The organism is Leifsonia poae, assembly GCF_020009625.1.
Classification (GTDB): Bacteria; Actinomycetota; Actinomycetes; order Actinomycetales; family Microbacteriaceae; genus Leifsonia; species Leifsonia poae_A.
In genome coordinates, this window is record NZ_JAIHLP010000002.1 from 3,717,062 (window position 1) to 3,733,373 (window position 16,312).

Sequence of the window (16,312 nt, forward strand, 5' to 3'; positions counted from 1 at the left end):
ATCGACCAGACGTCGCTCAGGCGCGCGCCGGGAGGTGGCGGACCACCAGGACGGCGAGGAGGGCGGAGACGGATGCGGCGATGCCGATCGAGAGGGCCATCGTCAGTGCGGTGGAGCCCCCGATCGAGGCGATCGGCGCCACGATCGGGCCGATCGTGAAGGTGACCGTTCCGAGCACGGCCGCGGCCGTTCCCGCCCGGGCGGAGTGGGCGCCGAGTGCCAATGTCGTGCCGTTCGGCCCGCCGACCCCGACCGCGAACAGGAAGAGGGCAAGGGCGCTGAGCACACCGGGCAGACCCCAGCCGACGATCACCGAAGTGACCAGGAGCAGCGCGGCGACGGCGGTCGCGAGTTGGCCGCCGAGGTACAAGCGTGCCGGGCCGAAGCGCAGCACGAGCACACGGCTGAGTTGGGCGCCGAGCAGATTGGCGACGGCGTTCACAGCGAAGAACAGGCTGAACGCCTGAGGGCTCAGACCGAACTGGTCCTGCAGCACGAAACTCGACATGGAGAGATAGCTGAAGAACGCCACGCCGCCGGCCGCCGCCGCGATCACGATCAGCACGAAGAGCCGGTCGCGGAGGAGCTCACGGAACTGGCGACCGAGCGGGCCGAACCCGGCCGGGTGCCGCTCTGCGGCCGGCAGCGTCTCTCTGAGGCCGGTGCCGGCCAGTATGAGGAGCGCCGCACCGATTCCGGTGAGCACGACGAAGATTCCGCGCCAGTCGAGCACCCGGGCGAGCTGCCCGCCCAGTACGGGCGCCACGATGGGGGCGGATGCGCTGACGAGCGCGAGCAGCGAGAGCATCCGTGAGAGCTCCGCGCCGCTGAACAGATCCCGGGCGACGGCCAACGTGATGACGAGTCCGGCGGCGCCGGCCAACCCCTGGAGCAGGCGGGCGACCAGCAGCACCTCGATCGTCGGCGCGAACGCGCAGGCGAGCGAGAAGACGGTGAAGAGCGCGACGCCGACCAGCAGGGGCCGACGTCGACCGTACCGGTCGCTGAGCGGTCCGGCGACGAGTTGGCCAAGCCCGAGGCCGATCATGCAGACCGACATGGTGGCCTGCGCGAGTGCGTCGCTGGTGTGCAGCGAGGCCGCGAGTTGCGGCAGCTGGGGTAGGTACAGGTCCATCGAGAGCGGACCGAACGCCTCCAGCAGGCCGAGCACGAGGAGGCTGCGTCGCACGCCCATCCCCGGGGCATCGGGATGCGCTCGGTCACGACCCTGGTCGCAGCCCGAGCGTTCGCCGCAGCCAGCTGTCGCGCGCGGCGACGGCCGCCCGCGAGACGATCGCGTCGGGGGAGAAGCCTGAGAACCCGTGGTACGCGCCCGACCAGACGTGCAGCTCGGCCGTGCCGCCGGCCGCCCAGATGCGCTGCGCGTAGGCGATGTCCTCGTCCCGGAAGACCTCCGCCGACCCGACCTCGATGTAGGCCGGCGGGAGCCCGGCGAGGTCGGTGGCGCGGGCCGCTGCCGCGTAGGGCGAGACGGCGTCGGTGAAGCGCATGTCACCCAGGATCGCTGTCCACGCCGTGTCGTTGTTCCTGCGGTTCCAGGCGCCGAAGCCGTCGTACTGCCGGCTGGAGACGGTCTCGTTGCGGTCGTCGAGCATCGGGCAGTTGAGCAGCTGCCCGGCCAGGTGTGGTCCCTGGCGGTCGCGGGCCATCAAGGCGACCGCGGCGGAGAGACCGCCGCCGGCGCTCGCGCCGGAGACGATGATGCGCCCCGGGTCGACGCCGAGTTCCCGAGCATTCTCGGCGAACCAGAGGAGCGCCGCGTAGCAGTCCTCGGCCGCCGCGGTTCCGGGATGCTCGGGCGAGAGCCGGTACTCGACGGCCACGCCGACGATCCCGCGCTCGACGGCCAGCTCGATGAGCTCTCCGGTGCTAAAGAACCGGGTGCCGAGCACCTGACCGCCGCCGTGGATGCCGAGCACCCCGGGTGCGCCGGCGACGTCGTCGAGCGGCCGGATGATCGTGATCGCCACGTCCGGAGCGCCGACCGGCCCCGGAACGAACCGGTTCTCCCAGCGCACCGGCCTGCCCTCAATCTGCGCGTCCAGCGGCGGGATGATCGTGGCGAAGTGCTCGCGGTTCGCCACGATCGTGTCGGCCAGCAGCGGGATGCGCTCCACGAGGTCGAGGAACGAGGCGAGTCCGGGTTCCAGCGCCGGGTCGTACGGAACGGGTTTCAGCGTCATCGCTGTCCTTTCGCGGAGGGATGTCACCCGTGCCGATCCGGTCAGGCCGTCACGGCACGGGGAGTCGGGAGGTCAGAGATCGAGGATGCGGCGCAGCCAGGACGAGCGCGTGGCGAGGGCGGCCTTCGTGATTTCGCTCTCGGGGGCGTAGATGTCGAAGCCGTGGAATCCGCCCGACCACACATGCAGCTCGGCCTGACCGCCGACCGCCCAGATTCGGCTCGCGTACTCGACGTCTTCGTCGCGGAACGTCTCGGAGGCGCCCACCTCGACGAATGCCGGGGGAGGCCGGTGAGGTCACCGGAACGGGTGGGGGAGGCGTAAGACGAGGCCGCGTCGCTGAACGCGAGGTCGTCGCCCAGCACGCATCCCCAGGCCAGCAGATTGGCTTCGCGGGTCCAGGTGCCGAGGCCGGCGTATTGGTGGCTCGACACCGTCGTGTTCGTGTTGTCGAGCATCGGGCACAGCAGGAGCTGGCCCGCGAGCTCGGGACCACGACGATCGCGTGCGAGCAGGGAGACCGCGGCCGAGAAGCCTCCACCGGCGCTCCCGCCCATGACGACGATCCGCGCCGGGTCGATGCCGAGCTCAGCGGCGTGTTCGGACAGCCAGACGAGTCCGGCGTAGCAGTCTTCGACCCCGGCCGGGAAGGGGTCTTCCGGGGCGAGCCGGTATTCGACGTTGACCGCCACGACGCCGAGCTCGGCGACGAGGTCGATCAGGCGGCCGTTCTCCCAACTGCGGTGGCCGACGATCATCCCGCCGCCGTGGATGTTGTACAGCGCGGGCACGCCGGCCGTCGCGCGATCGAGGCCACGCGGACTCAGCACCGTGATCTCGACTGTCGGCGCGCCGGCCGGGCCGGGGATCACCCGTTCCTCGACGTCGATGGGCCGTTCGCCGATGAGGTCGGCAGCGCTCGGGAACATCGTCGCCGCGCCCTCGCGGGCATGGGCCAGTGTCTCGCGACTCAGCGGCGGTTGCGGATTCGCCGCCAGTGCGTCGAGCACGGGGGTGAGCTCGGCCGCGAACGGGACGGGCGTGACGGAACGGGTGTCGGCTGCGATGGTCATGCGTTCTCCTAGCGATGCGGGTGTGGGCGATGCAGGTGTGGGCGATGCAGGTGCGGGCGATGCGGATGCGGGAGATGCGGCTGTGGGCGATGCGGGGATGGGAGGGCGACAGGCCGGGGTCAAGGCCCGGCCGGGTCGACGACGTCACGGTCGACCCAGAACGGCTCGACGCGCGCTCGCAGGGTCTCCGCCCCGATCCGGGAGACGAGGTCGACGGCCTCGAGATTCTGCCGCACCTGCTCCAGACGGCTCGCCCCGAACAGAGTCGTCGTCACCGCCGGGTGCGTCAGGGTGAACGCGACCGCCAGTTGCGCGGGTGTCGTGTCGAATTCGGCGGCGAGAGCGCGCAGGCCCGGAACCGTCTGCACGATGCGCTCGCGCACAGATCCGGGGTCGCGCCCGACCTCGCGCGTCGGCGCGATGTTGCCGGCGAGGATGCCGCCCTCCATCACATCGGAGGCCTGCATCGTGAGCCCCTGCTCGAACAGCCGGGCGAACGGATCGCCGTCGGGGATCGAGCGGCGGGAAACGCTGTACTTGAGCTGGGCGATCTGCGGCCCGGCGACGCCTTCGGCCGCGGCGACATCGAGCAGCGCCTGGATGTTCGCCGCCGACCAGTTGTTCACACCCCACGCCCGGATGAGGCCCGCCTCGGTGAGCGAGGCGAGGTCGAGCACCAGCTCGCGCAGGTCGAGGTCGTCGCGGCGCAGGTCGCCGAGGATCACCAGATCGGCGTAGTCGCTTCCCACCCGGAACAGGGCGTGTTCGAGCTGCGGTCGGAACCCGTCGTCGCCGTACCCTTCCAGCCAGAGCTTCTCCGAGAGCAGGTAGTCTTCGCGCCGGAGGCGGGCCGCACGCACGATCGCCGAGAAGAGCACATCCGTCAGGGGCGGCGGCTGCATGCCGCGCACCCCGTAGACGCCGACGTCGAAGAGGGTGACGCCGTGCTCGGCGGCGAACGACACCATCTCCACGGCGTCGGAGAAGTCCATCCGGTCGTAGGTGTGCCAGGAGCCGAGCGAGAGCACGGAGGCCTCCAGGCCCGAGGTCCCGATCGGCCGGGTGGGTATGCGGGCGGTGCCCGTGGTGCTTGTCGTCATGATGCTGTCCGTCCTGTTCTGGGATGCCGCTCAGGCGAGCCGGGGGTCGATGACGGCCTTGATCTCGCCGAATGTACTCATGGCGGCGACCTTCGCCGAGGCGTGCGAGAGCCCGACGGGTTCGCTGAACAGTTCGTCCCAGGGGAGCCGTCCGGCGAAGCTGCGGAAGAATTCGATCGCCCGGTAGTAGTCGGCGATGTCGCCGTTGAGCGAGCCGACCACGGTCAACTCCTTGCCCATGATGGTGCTGAGGGCGATCGGATCGCCGACCGGGCCTGTGCTGCCGACCACCACGAAGGTGCCGCGCTGGGCGGCCATGGCCACCGCTTCGGGGCCGACGCTCGGCGCTCCGGCGAGGTCGAGGATGAGGTCGGCGCCCTGGCCGTCGGTGAGCTCGAGCACCCGCCGCACGGACTCCTCCGAGCCGTCGGCGATGTCGACGACCGCATCCGCTCCGAACCGCCGGGCCGCGGCGAGTCTGTCGGCCGGTGCGCCGACGGTGATCACGGTGCCCGCGCCGGAGAGGTGGGCGACGGCGGTGGCGAAAATGCCGAGCGCGCCGGATCCCTGCACGACCACGCGCGAACCGGGGCGGACCCCGCCGGCGCGATCGAACGCCCGCAGCACCGTCTTGGCCGCGCATCCCGCCATCGACGCCCAGGTGTCCTTCACCTCGGTGGGGAGGAGCAGCTTGGCGGCGCCGGGAGTGACGTAGGCGTACTCGGCGAGGCCGGCGGTGGCGAACGGCGCAACATCGGAGCGCTGCAAAAAGCCGTAGCCCCGTTTCGAGCAGGCCACCGGCTGCCGAAGCACCGTGCAGCCGAAGCATTCGCCGCACGTCGACTCCGACCAGCCGATGCGGTCGCCGACGTGCAGCGCGCGACCGAGCGCATCCGATGTCCCCTCGCCGAGCGCTACGATCTCGCCGACCATCTCGTGGCCGAGGATCATCGGCAGCATGCCCGGGAAGGTCATCGTGCCGGACCAGATCTCGATGTCGGTTCCGCACAGCGTCGTGCACGTGAGGCGCACAATGGCGGCGCCGGGCTCGACCGTGGTCGGCAGAGGCACCTCCTGCAGGCTGAGCGCTTCGCCGTGGGCCGTGAGGACCGCGGCGCGGGTGGAGAGGGGGATCGTCATTGCATGCTCCGTTTCCGCCGGGCGGGGCTCGCGGATCGTGTCCTCCGTCGACCCCGTCGCCGATGTGGGTTATTCTACATACGTTGACCAAAATAGCGAGCCTCTCGAGGAGGAGACGTGCAGCGATCCAACCGAGACAGTCCCGACCCCAGCGCCGAGCTGGTGCTGCGAGGAGGGACCGTTCTCACGCTCGATGAGGAGGACACCCGCGGCACGGCAATCGCCGTGCGGCACGGTCGCATCCTCCGTGTGGGAAGCGACGCCGATGTGCAGAGCGCGATCGGGCGTCGCACGCGCGTCGTGGAGCTGGGTGGCCGGGCGGTGATCCCGGGCATCAACGACTCGCACCTGCATGCCGCCTGGCTGGGCGCGATGTGGCCGAACACGGTGTTCGGCGAGACGGGGGCCGGAGACGGCGGTCCGGCGAGGAGTGACGCCGACCCGCACGACACGAGTGCGTCGGCGCCTCTCGTCACGACCCACCAGGAGCGGCGGGACGCCATCCTGCGCGCCGGAGAGCTGATCGCCTCGCTCGGCATCACCAGCTACACCGAGCCGGGGATCGGGCCGGGCGAAGACGGCGGTGCGACCGGATGCTTCTCCCAATCGGTGTTCGAGGCTTACGTCGAACTCGAGTCCGAACGTGCGCTCACGGCACGGGTGAACGTGCTCGCCCTCTTCGGCGTGTTGGATGGTCCGAGTACGCTGCACGGATTCACTTCCGGTCTGCGGGCACTCGAACGTGACACCACGCGGCCCACCTGGTTGCGCGTGGCCGGCGTCAAGATCTTCGCCGACGGCATCCCGCCGCTGCGCCAGGCCTGGACCACCCACAGCTACCCGGATGGGAGCACGGGTGACCTGCTGATCGCCGGGCTCGACCGCCAGGAGCGCGAAGACAATCTTCATCGGATGATCCTGGAGGCGAACCGGCTCGGCTATCAGGTCGGCGTGCACGCCACCGGTGATCGGACCATCGATGCGACAGTGGCGGCTGTGGCGGATGCACTGGCGGAGAGTCGCCGGGAGTTGCGGCACTACGTGATCCACGGCGATCTGGTCACGCCGCAGGCGCTGGAGCGGATGGCCGAGCTGGGCATGGGCTGGAACGTGCAGCCGGGCATCGCGGTGAAGACCGCGGCTTGGCTCGGCTCGGTGCTCGGGGAGTCCGTCGCGGCGGCGGCCTGGCCGCTCGAAGCGGCGGCCCGCGCGGGGGTCTCGGTGTCGCTCAGCTCGGATGCGCCGATCCTGGCGCCCGATTGGCGGGTCGGCATCGCTGACGCCGACGCATGGATGGGGCCGGTCCCGGCCGGCGCCAGGGAGCAGCGGATGCTCGCCCTGCTGCGGGGGTATACGACGGCCCCGGCGCGACAGGACGGCGCGGAACCGTGGAAGGGCTCCCTCGAACCGCGGAAGGCGGCCGACCTCTGCGTGCTCGAAGCCGACCCGCTGAACCTGACGCCCGCCGAGCTGCCCGAGGTGGCCATCGACCTCACCGTGGTGGACGGCGAGATCGTCTACGAGCGCCAGCCCGCCTCTCAGCGTTAGCGCTCGCCTGCCTGCCTCTCAGCGTTAGCGCCTGCCTGCCTGCCCGCGCGCACGACGAGGGGTCGCACACGCCGCCTCCCGGTTCGGTCGGCGGGTCGCGGCCCCTCGGTGCCTGCGGGCGCGCGTGCCCGGCTCAGGTGAGCAGCTGGCCGCCGTCCACGGCGAGGCTGGTCCCCGTGATGTGGGCGGCGCCGGGGCCGGCGAGGAACAGCACGGCCGGGGCGATGTCGTCCACTTCTGCCAGGCGGCCGAGCGGGATCCGGGAGGCCCAGGCCGCGCGCTCGGGCGAGCCCTCCGGAATCCCGAGTCGCAGCATCGGGGTGAGCACGGGCCCCGGGGCGACGGCGTTGACCCGAATGCCGCTGCCGGCGAGCTCGATCGCCGCCCAGCGGGTCAGCGAGTCGACGGCCGCCTTGCTCGACTCGTAAGCTCCCATGCCCGGCGTCGGTTGGCGCCCCCCGATCGACGAGATGTTCACGATCGCGCCCCTGGTTCCGGCGGCGATCATGCTGCGGGCGGCGGCCTGGGTGACAGCGAAGGTGCCCAGGATGTTCACGCGCACGATCGCGTCGTAGTCGGCCACCGCGAGGTCGGTGAGTCGCCCGTGCAGTGACAGGATTCCCGCGTTGTTCACGAGCACCTCGAGCGGGCCGTGGTCGGCGGCGATCTGGTCGATGGCGGCAGCCACCGCATCCGGATCGGTGATGTCGAGGGCGATCGCGTCGGCGCCGATCTCGGAGGCGACGTGGGCCACCGCATCGGCGTCGACGTCGGCGAGCACCACGCGGTCGCCGTTTGCGAGGAACGCTTCGGCGATGCCGCGGCCGATGCCGCCGCCTCCGCCGGTGATCAGGATGGTGCGGGGCTCGGTCACGGGGACTCCTTCTTGTCGCTGTGCCCGCCATCGGACACTCAGCGGTATATTATACAAACGTAGAAAATAAAGCGACGATGCGTGCCGGAGGCCAGCCATGACATTCACCGAAACCGTTCCCACGCGCACCCTCGGGCCGGGCGGACCGTCCGTCCCGGTCTTCTCGCTCGGCTCATGGAACACCTGGGACCGTATGGCGTTCGACGATGCTGTCGCCCTCATCCGTCGCGCCCATGAGGTGGGTGCCGCGTTCTTCGACGTCGCGCACTACAACATGGGCCCGCACGCCGAGCAGGCGCGAACCGACATCCACTTCGGGGAGGCGGTGCGCGCCTCGGGGCTCGCCCGCGACGACTACCTCCTGTGCGGAAAGCTCTGGCTGTGGGAGTACCCGCAGACCGGTTTTGCCGACCAGATGGCCACCTCGCTCGATCGGATCGGTGTCGACAGGGCAGACCTCGTCGTCGTGGGCGACTACTTCGGCGAGTTGGATGTGCGCCGCGTCGTCACCGACGTCGCCGCCGAGATCGAGGCCGGCCGGTTCGACGCCTGGGGGTCAACAACTGGACCATCCGCGACACGACACTCGCCCTCGACTTCGCCGAAGTCGAAGGTCTCACCCCGCCCACCTTCGCGCAGCTCAAGTACAGCCTCGTGCGGCGCACCATGGCCGAAGGCGCGTTCTACGGCGAGCTGTTCCGCTCGGAGCGGCTCGCGCTGCAGGCCTCGGATGTGTTCGAAGGAGGCATCCTCGCCGGCAAGCTCGCCCCGCAGCGCAAGATCGGGGCAGATGTGGGCGGCATTCGTGAGCGGATCGTCGCGGCCTATCCCGAGGTCGAACGCATCGCCGCCGCGTGCGGAGCCACGCCCACCCAGCTCGGACTCGCCTTCGCACTCGCCAACCCGGCGACCGCGAACGTGCTCTTCGGGGTGAGTCGCGGTGAACAGCTGGAGGACAACCTCGGCGCCCTCGCTCTGCTCGATCGCGTCGGTGTCCCTGCGCTCCGCGAAGCGACCGCTGCACTCTGGCTCGACGGGCGCCTCGACCCCGGCGGCACCTGGACGCCCTGAGCGGGTCAGGGGCGCGCGAGGAAGGCGAGCGCGGCGGCGCGGAAGCCGGCGCTGTCGAGCGTGCCGCGGTGGTCGCCGGGCACGCGGAGCAGCTCGACGAGAGGGAGATCGGCGGCGAGCGCGTCGATGCCCTCGGTCATCCGGTCGTCCGCGCCGGCGACGAGCAGGGTCGGCACCGCGGGCGGGTTTGCGGCCGGGGTGAACGGCTCCGAGCCGAGGCCCTCCATGAGGTTCGCCAATGATGCGGAATCGAGTCCGGGGGTCCGCAGCATCCCGGTCATCAGGCCGGTGAGGGGGTCGGCCGGGGTGTCGCCGCCGGCGAGCGCGGCACGCAGGGCGGGGATGTCGACGGCGGTGAATGGTTCGAACGGGCTGAGCCCGCCCAGGACGAGCCGGCGCACACGACCGGCGGAGGCGGCGGGAAGCTCCCAAGCGAGTCGCGCACCGAGCGAATAGCCGATCACATCCACCGGGCCCGCGGGCTCGGCCGCCTCGATCGCCGCGAGGATCGCGGTGACGACCGTCGTCGTCGTGCCGGCGGCGGCCGTCTCGATGGCGGGGGAGCCGCCGTGCCCGGGGAGGTCGACCACCAGGGTGCGCCGGCCGGCGGCGGCGAGGCTCCGGGGCCATCCCGTCGCCTCGTAGTCGGCAGATCCCGAGGCGGCGAAGCCGTGCAGCAGGACGACGAGCGGATGTGCGGCGTCGACGCCGTTGTGGCCGGCTGTGCGAGTGGCGAGGGCGGGGCGGGTCATTGTGGTCTCCTTCGACGCGGGCGACGTGGGCGACGCCGCGCCCGATGCGTCGGACTGGTCGCCGTCCCGTTTTTTGTCTATGGTAGTAGAAAATAACCCTGACATCGCCGTCCGGGGTTCCACCGACGGCGGCACCACGACAGAAAGAGCGTGAAAGTGACCACGACCCGTTCCGCCACCCCCGCCGCGATCGTCGACCTCGCAATCGGCTTCATGGGCGCCAAGCAACTGTTCGCCGCAAGCCGCGTCGGCCTGTTCTCCGCTCTCGCCGACGGCCCGCTCCCGGTCGCCGGTCTCGCCGCCGCCACCGGGGTCCCCGAACGCCAACTGCGCATCCTCGCCGACAGCATGGCCGCCCAGGGGCTGCTCGAGCGCACGGGAGGCGAGTATTCACTCACCGTGGACAGTGCCGCCTACCTCACCGGCGACCGCGCCGAACTCGACCTCGCGCCATTCCTCGCGTTCCTCAACGCGACGAGCTACCCCCAGTGGCTCGGCTACGACAGGACCGTCGACACCGACGAGCCCGGGACCCTCGACCTCGACGAGGCCGGCTGGGCAGACTTTCTCGCCGGAGTGATGACCTACAACGAGCTGCACGCCTCGATGCTCGCGCAGAACTTCGACTTCACGCCGTACCGCAGTGCGCTCGACCTGGGCGGACTCAGCCCGGCGTTCGCCGTCAATGGGATGCGGGCCAACCCGTCACTGAAGACCCGCTTCGTCTTCGACCCCGAGATGACAGCGTCGGTGGAGCAGGCCGTCGCCGCGGCCGGACTCGCCGATCGCGCGAGCGTCGAGGGTGCGGCCACCGCCACCGCCGAGCCACGGGGCGAACACGACCTCGTGCTGGTGAACCATGTCATCCACCGCTTCGGCGCGGCTGAGAACCGCGGCATCTTCGAGCACGCCCGCGCGGCCGCCGTCGACGGCGCGACGCTCGTCGTGCTCGACTTCTTCCTCGACGACGACGCCGAACAGCGTGCCATCGACGCCATGCACGCGGGGGAGTACTACAACATCGACGGAACCGTCGTCTACCCGGAGTCGGTCGTGCGCGACTGGCTCACGGCGACGGGCTGGACTCCGACGCGCACGGTATCCCTGCCCGGCAGCCCGCGCATCCTCCTGGCCACCGCCTCCTGACCATCCACCCGCACGAACATTTGTGCCAGATGTCGACTCTGCCCCGCTGAGGGCCGACATTTGGCACAAATGTTTCAGGGGGTGGCGAGGCGGGTGAGGAAGTCTTCGAGCTGTGCGCGGAGCAGCGTCGGTGTCGAGCGCTGCGGGGCGATGAGGCTCATGATCGTGGAGCCGACGTTCATCAGCACGATCTCGTCGACCAATTGCTCGTCGGGCGTCGCGGTCACGATGTCGCCGGCGGCGCGGCCGTCGGCGATGTAGGTGGCGAGCCCCTCGCGCCAGGAGTCCAGGTGGGCGAGGTAGGCACTGTGCAGTTCTTCGTTGGAGACGGCGCGTTCCCAGAAGGTGAGCAGCACACGACCGGCCGTCACCGCATCCGGCTCGAGCGGCGCCGTTGCGAGGATGACCGCGCGCAGGGCTTCGAGCCCCTTCTTATCGCCGACGGCGGCAGCCACATGCTCGCCCATCATGCCGAGCGCACGCTCGTACGTTCCCTGGATGATCTCGTCTTTGCCGGGGAAGTAGTGTTTGAGGGCCCCGTTGGCGAAGCCTGCTTCCGTGGCGATCTCGCGCATCGTCGCCGCCTCGAGGCCGCCCTTGACGATCAGCCCCCAGGTCACGTCGATGATGTCGCTGCGGCGCTGATCGTGGTCGATCACCTTGGGCATCTCTTCCCCCTCGGCCGACGGCCGCCGACGGCGGCGCACAAGTCGTCTACAAGTGTAGGGCAACGTCGTCGGGTTGCCGTGGCCGGTGCTCTGCGACGCGCCGACCGTGAACACCGACCCTGAGAACGTCAGGAGCGAGGAACCGGCTAGGAGCGTTCGAAGACCTTCCGCCCGGCGAACCAGGTCTGGTCGACCCGGATGCGCGCCAGCCCGTTCTCGGGGGTGGAGTACGGGTCGCGGTCGAGCACCACGAAGTCGGCGGATTTGCCCGGCTCCAGCGACCCGGTCACCTCGCTGAGACCCATCGCGCGGGCGGCGTTGATCGTGAACACCTCGATCGCTTCGGCGAGGGTGATGGCCTGCTCCCGCCCGAGGGTTCCCGGGCGCAACCCCGACGGGTCTGCGCGGGTCACGAGCCCCTGAATACCCTCCCACGCGTTCGGTGTCTCGCTCACCGGCCAGTCCGATCCGCCGGCGACGAGGGCGCCGGAGTCGATCAGCGAGCGGTTCGGCTGCAGGCCGGCGACCTCTGCGGCGGGCCGCACAGTGCTGAGTGCGTCCGCGATCACACCCGGGAACCAGAGGAAAGGGGAGATATCGGCCGACACCCGAGCGCGGCGAAGCGGGGGAGGTCGCTCGGGTGGATGAACTGGCCGTGGGCGATCTGGTAGAGCGGCTCTGCGTGTCCCTCGGTCCGCACTGTCTCGACGGCGTCGAGCACCATCCGCACGGCCGCGTCGCCGGAGCAGTGGATCTTGGCCGAGATACCGAGCCCGGCGGTGTGGCGCAGCCAGCCGAGGAGTTCTTCGGCCGGCATCGTCGTGGCGCCGTGGAAGTGGGCGCCGTGGGCCTCGGAGGGCAGATACGGGTCGAGGAACGCGCCGCTGTGGGCGGGCGGGGTGCCGTCGAGGAAGATCTTGATGAAGTCAGGTCGGTGATGGTCGCTCCGCAGCTCGTCCCGGTGGGCGATCAGCTGGTCGCCGAGTTCGGTGTAGCCGAAGATCTGGTCGTTGACGGTCATGCTCGAGACGACCCAGGAGTGCAGCTCGCCGCGGTCGTCGAGCGCTCTGAGAGCGCGCATCGCATCGAGCGAGATCGCCGCATCCTGGAACGCAGTGATGCCGTAGCTGTGCGCGATCTCGATGCCCCGAGCGGATGCGGCCTGGTGCTGTTCCGGCGTGAGGCGCGTGGCCGGTTGGGCCACCGCCTCGACCAGCAGACCGGCCGCTTCGAGCAGCACGCCGCTGGGTTCGCCCGTGTCAGGGTCGCGCACGATCACCCCTGATTCCGGGTTTGGCGTGGCCGCGGTGATTCCCGCTTCCTCGAGTGCGCGGGAGCTGACCCAGCGGTTGTGGTGGCTGTCGTCGGTGAGGAGCACCGGCCGTCCGCCTGCCGCGGCGTCGAGCCCGTGGCGGGCCGAGGCGTGGCTGAGTTCGTCGAGCAGGCCGGTTCCCCAGCTGCTGCCGACAATCCATTCGTTCGGCCCTCTGCCGGCGGCGGCGACGCGGACGGCCTCGAGGATCTCGGCCGTGCCGGCTCCGCTCGAGAAGGTCAGCTCGAAAAGGTCGGCCTTGCCGGCGTGCGCGTGGTGGTTGTGCACATCGACGAAGCCGGGGAGCACGGATGCGCCGCCCAGGTCGAGCACGGTCGTCGCCGGCCCCCGGTGGTGTTCGAGCTCGGCGGCCGATCCGAGGGCGAGGATGCGTCCCTCGCGCACCGCCAGAGCGTCCTGCACCGAGCGGGTCGGGTCGATCGGGCGGATCCGTGCGTTCGTCAACAGCAGGTCGGCGAACTCGACCATCAGACGGCGGGGTCGTACGGGTCGGGGTGCACTGTGGTGCTGATCAGGCGGCCGTAGGCGCCGAAGGTGAAGTGGGTGGGAACGGTCCCGGTCTCGTCGAGACCGAACAGCGCACCGTGCGAGCGGATGGAGCGCACATTGCGGTGGTCGGCGATCGTCACCGAGGCGCAGGGGATGACCTTCTCGCGCCAGGCGAAGAGGTAGATGCCGGGGCGGATCTCCCATACCGAGTTCTCGTCCGTGTCGGCGAGGCCTTTCTCGGGGCCGGCGAGGCACTGCCAGGTGTACCACTGCGGGCTGAGGTAGATGTGCTCGTAGGCGTGCACCGGGCTGTAGACCCACATGACGCGTCGGCCGATGAGCGCCCTGGTCCGGGCGGGCTCGACGCCGGTCGTCTCGATCCCTTCGATGCGCGAGGGGACGAACAGCTGGCGCACGGCGGTCGTGCCGGGCAGCAGGTCGCCGATGGCCTGCACGACCGAGAGTGCCCGTCCGGCGGTGAGGTCGAGCACGACGGTCACGGCCTCGACGGGGTTGCTCTCGTGGTGGAACTGCACGAAGTAGAGCCCGGTGTCGACGAGGAATGCTTCGTAGTCGTCGGCGCCCGCGGAGGCGGGAAGCGGATCCGTGGCACCCGGCTGGTACGACCACTCGACGCGGCTCTCGGCGAAGGTGTGCGCGATCCGGGTGCCGCGCTCGTCGACGAGGGTGACCGTGCGGCCGGTCAGGTCGCTGCTGTGCGGCGCCTTGTTGGCGTCGAAGCCCGGTGCCAGGCCGTCGAGCGGCAGCCAGGTCGAAGTGTCAGAGAGGGTGGGTGCGGCGTACTCGCCGGTGTTGGCGGTCATGGTTCTCCGTTCGGGGTGCTGGTCTCGCGGCGGTCAGTGGGTGCAGGTGCAGGCGTCGTCGGCGCCGCCGCAGCAGGCGGAGGCGGCGGCGCCGTCCGGCAGGTCGAGCGCCGGGTTGCGGTCGAGGAACCCGTATGGCTTGAACAGGAAGCCGGAGTAGTCGACCGGCATGATCGGCCAGTCCTCCGGTCGCGGGATGTGGGTCGGGCCGAACACGTGCCACAGCACGATGTCGGTCTCGTCGAGCGAGCGGTCCGCGGCGGTCCACGCCGGGATGCCTGCACCGCCGGCGTGCGCATTCGGGTAGTCGCCGGCGGGGAACCGTTCGGCGGGGTCGAACGCGGTCGCCCACAGGTGCTTGGTGGCGAAAGTGGCACGCCCGAACACGGTCGACTCGGGCTGCGCCATGAGCGTCGCGCTCGGCTGCGGCACCAGGTGGAACGCGGTAGGTTTGCCCACCGCGTTGCGTCGGTCGGCGCTGGTGACCTCCCACACCCGGGCCTTCGTCGCATCCGCGAGCCGCCCGGTCTCGGATTCGCGGCGCAGCGGGGTGGTCTGCCAGGTGAAGGCGTTTCCGTGCGGATTGTCCTCGCCGATCGGGATGCCGACGACGTCGACTTCCGCCAGCGAGTTGCGTTCGCCGTCGATCGCCACGTCGAGGCGTGCGCAGAACAGATGCTGGTGCACGGGGGCGAACAGTCCGGGGGCGATCTCGGTGGCGTGCGGGTCGATCGACCCGGGGGCGCCCGCGCCGGCGAAGACGATGCCGGTGGCTTTCGCCTCGACCTGGATCGTGCCGTCCAGGTAGAAGTACCAGAAGAATCCGTAGTCGTAGTTGCCGATGGTGGAGAAGTACGACACGACGAGGCGGCGGGAGCGGCGCACTTCCGCTTTGCCGTTCAGATCGGTGTGCTTCCAGAGGATCCCGTAGTCCTCCTCGTGCATGCACACGACCTGCGGGATGGTCACCGGGTTGCCGTGGTCGTCGGCGACGACCCCGTCGAAGTAGTGGATGACGCCCAGGCAGTCGCAGCCGAGGGTGAGACTGTTCGCGTTCTTGCCGAGCAGGTATTCACCGGCGTCGAAGTAGCTGATCCAGAACCGGGTCGGCGTCGTGTCGCCGTAGGGCACCACCATCTCGGGCACGGAGGCGCGGGCGAGCACCGATCGGTCCTCGTCGCCGTCGCGGAACGTCACCTGGTTCAGCACCAGCCCTTCGCGGGCATTGAACCCGACGCGGAACTTCCAGTTCTCCCACTCCACGGCCTGCCCGTCGACGCGGAAGCTCGGGCCTTCGGGTTGGGTGATCTCGATCGGTTTGAGGCTCGTGCGGGCCGGGCCGACGGTGGCCGCGTCGTAGTTGCCGTCGAGGGCGGGAACCGGGGTGTCGCCCTCGTCTTCGACCCGGATGACCTCGGCGCGGGTGAGGTCGATGTGAACGATGAGACCTTCGACCGGATGCGACCAGGGCGAGTCGTCCGGGCTCGACCGCAGAAAGGTGAGCGATCGGATGACCCGGCGGCCCACCTCGTCGGCCCGGTTGAAGTGTCCGGGCGCGAGCGGCGCGCAGAAGGCGAGCTCAGCGCGGTCGGCGAGGCCGCGGCGTTCCATCGCGGCCCGCCACTGCGGCGAGGCTTTCGCGATCTGCTCGGCCTGCTGGTACTCCTCGAGCAGGTACTGGGGTTGCCCGTACGGCGCCGTGCCGGTTGCGAGCTCGGTCGTGCCGACCACCGCATCCGAGGTCACCGAGACCACCACTTCGGCGCAGACCCCCGTCGCGGTATCGAGCACCACGAACAGGATGCATCGCTCGATCGCGTCGCCCGGCCGGAACGCCGTGACGGCCTCCTTGGTCGGTTCCACCGGCAGCACCGACGGAAACCGGGTCGTCGCCGTGACGTACCCGGCACCCTGCAGGATGCGGCGCCCGCGGGCGATCTCGTCAGCCGTGAGGGCGTCGAGGGGGTGGGTGACGCTGGTCGGCGCGGTCACCGTGCTGGTGTGGTGGTGCTCAGACATGAACATCTTTCTCGTGGTGGTCTGTTCAGTATCCCGGTGCCGTCGGCGGGGCACTTGTCTGGCAGCGAGCA

Annotated in this window: 12 protein-coding genes and 2 pseudogenes; 3 read left to right on the forward strand and 11 right to left on the reverse strand. The window is 70.2% G+C overall.

Annotation, left to right across the window (positions count from 1 at the left end; genetic code table 11):
• Positions 1-16: 16 nt before the first annotated feature.
• The 5 genes from K5L49_RS18360 to K5L49_RS18380 all read right to left on the reverse strand — a co-directional run bounded on the left by K5L49_RS18360 (position 17) and on the right by K5L49_RS18380 (position 5,517).
• On the reverse strand, positions 17-1,195 hold the full coding sequence (locus K5L49_RS18360) for a multidrug effflux MFS transporter (RefSeq protein ID WP_223694983.1): 1,179 nt from the start codon (positions 1,193-1,195) through the stop codon (positions 17-19).
• A 25-nt stretch (positions 1,196-1,220) separates the two neighbouring features.
• Positions 1,221-2,204: an alpha/beta hydrolase gene (locus tag K5L49_RS18365; protein ID WP_223694984.1), complete on the reverse strand. Its 984-nt coding sequence runs from the start codon at positions 2,202-2,204 to the stop codon at positions 1,221-1,223.
• Positions 2,205-2,245: 41 nt separating this feature from the next.
• Positions 2,246-3,277, reverse strand: coding sequence for an alpha/beta hydrolase fold domain-containing protein (locus K5L49_RS18370; protein ID WP_445158945.1), 1,032 nt, complete (start codon positions 3,275-3,277; stop codon positions 2,246-2,248).
• Between the two features lie 119 nt (positions 3,278-3,396).
• Positions 3,397-4,377 carry an aldo/keto reductase gene (locus tag K5L49_RS18375; protein ID WP_223694985.1) on the reverse strand — a complete coding sequence of 327 codons (981 nt, stop codon included), beginning with the start codon at positions 4,375-4,377 and terminating at the stop codon, positions 3,397-3,399.
• A 30-nt stretch (positions 4,378-4,407) separates the two neighbouring features.
• On the reverse strand, positions 4,408-5,517 hold the full coding sequence (locus K5L49_RS18380) for a zinc-binding dehydrogenase (RefSeq protein WP_223694986.1): 1,110 nt from the start codon (positions 5,515-5,517) through the stop codon (positions 4,408-4,410).
• Between the two features lie 117 nt (positions 5,518-5,634).
• On the opposite strand from K5L49_RS18380, the gene K5L49_RS18385 reads away from it, so the two are divergent.
• Positions 5,635-7,065, forward strand: coding sequence for an amidohydrolase (locus tag K5L49_RS18385; protein WP_223694987.1), 1,431 nt, complete (start codon positions 5,635-5,637; stop codon positions 7,063-7,065).
• A gap of 133 nt (positions 7,066-7,198) precedes the next feature.
• Here the strand turns inward: K5L49_RS18385 and K5L49_RS18390 are convergent, their stop codons facing one another.
• Complete coding sequence (locus tag K5L49_RS18390) at positions 7,199-7,939, reverse strand: SDR family NAD(P)-dependent oxidoreductase (RefSeq protein ID WP_223694988.1); 741 nt, start codon at positions 7,937-7,939, stop codon at positions 7,199-7,201.
• A 193-nt stretch (positions 7,940-8,132) separates the two neighbouring features.
• Between K5L49_RS18390 and K5L49_RS18395 the strand changes: the two are divergent.
• Positions 8,133-9,010 (forward strand): annotated as a pseudogene (locus tag K5L49_RS18395) (aldo/keto reductase).
• A 5-nt stretch (positions 9,011-9,015) separates the two neighbouring features.
• Here K5L49_RS18395 and K5L49_RS18400 read toward each other — a convergent pair.
• On the reverse strand, positions 9,016-9,762 hold the full coding sequence (locus tag K5L49_RS18400; RefSeq protein WP_223694989.1) for an alpha/beta fold hydrolase: 747 nt from the start codon (positions 9,760-9,762) through the stop codon (positions 9,016-9,018).
• Between the two features lie 156 nt (positions 9,763-9,918).
• Between K5L49_RS18400 and K5L49_RS18405 the strand changes: the two genes are divergently transcribed.
• Complete coding sequence (locus K5L49_RS18405) at positions 9,919-10,908, forward strand: methyltransferase family protein (protein WP_223694990.1); 990 nt, start codon at positions 9,919-9,921, stop codon at positions 10,906-10,908.
• A gap of 74 nt (positions 10,909-10,982) precedes the next feature.
• Here the strand turns inward: K5L49_RS18405 and K5L49_RS18410 are convergent, their stop codons facing one another.
• The 4 genes and pseudogenes from K5L49_RS18410 to K5L49_RS18425 all read right to left on the reverse strand — a co-directional run bounded on the left by K5L49_RS18410 (position 10,983) and on the right by K5L49_RS18425 (position 16,241).
• Entirely contained in the window at positions 10,983-11,576 is a 594-nt protein-coding gene (locus K5L49_RS18410) for a TetR/AcrR family transcriptional regulator (protein WP_223694991.1), read from the reverse strand.
• Between the two features lie 146 nt (positions 11,577-11,722).
• A pseudogene (locus tag K5L49_RS18415) lies at positions 11,723-13,377 on the reverse strand (amidohydrolase).
• Positions 13,377-14,222 carry a molybdenum cofactor biosynthesis F family protein gene (locus tag K5L49_RS18420; protein WP_223694992.1) on the reverse strand — a complete coding sequence of 282 codons (846 nt, stop codon included), beginning with the start codon at positions 14,220-14,222 and terminating at the stop codon, positions 13,377-13,379. Before K5L49_RS18420 ends, K5L49_RS18415 begins: the two are co-directional and overlap by 1 nt.
• A gap of 33 nt (positions 14,223-14,255) precedes the next feature.
• Positions 14,256-16,241: a primary-amine oxidase gene (locus tag K5L49_RS18425; protein WP_223694993.1), complete on the reverse strand. Its 1,986-nt coding sequence runs from the start codon at positions 16,239-16,241 to the stop codon at positions 14,256-14,258.
• Positions 16,242-16,312: the final 71 nt, after the last annotated feature.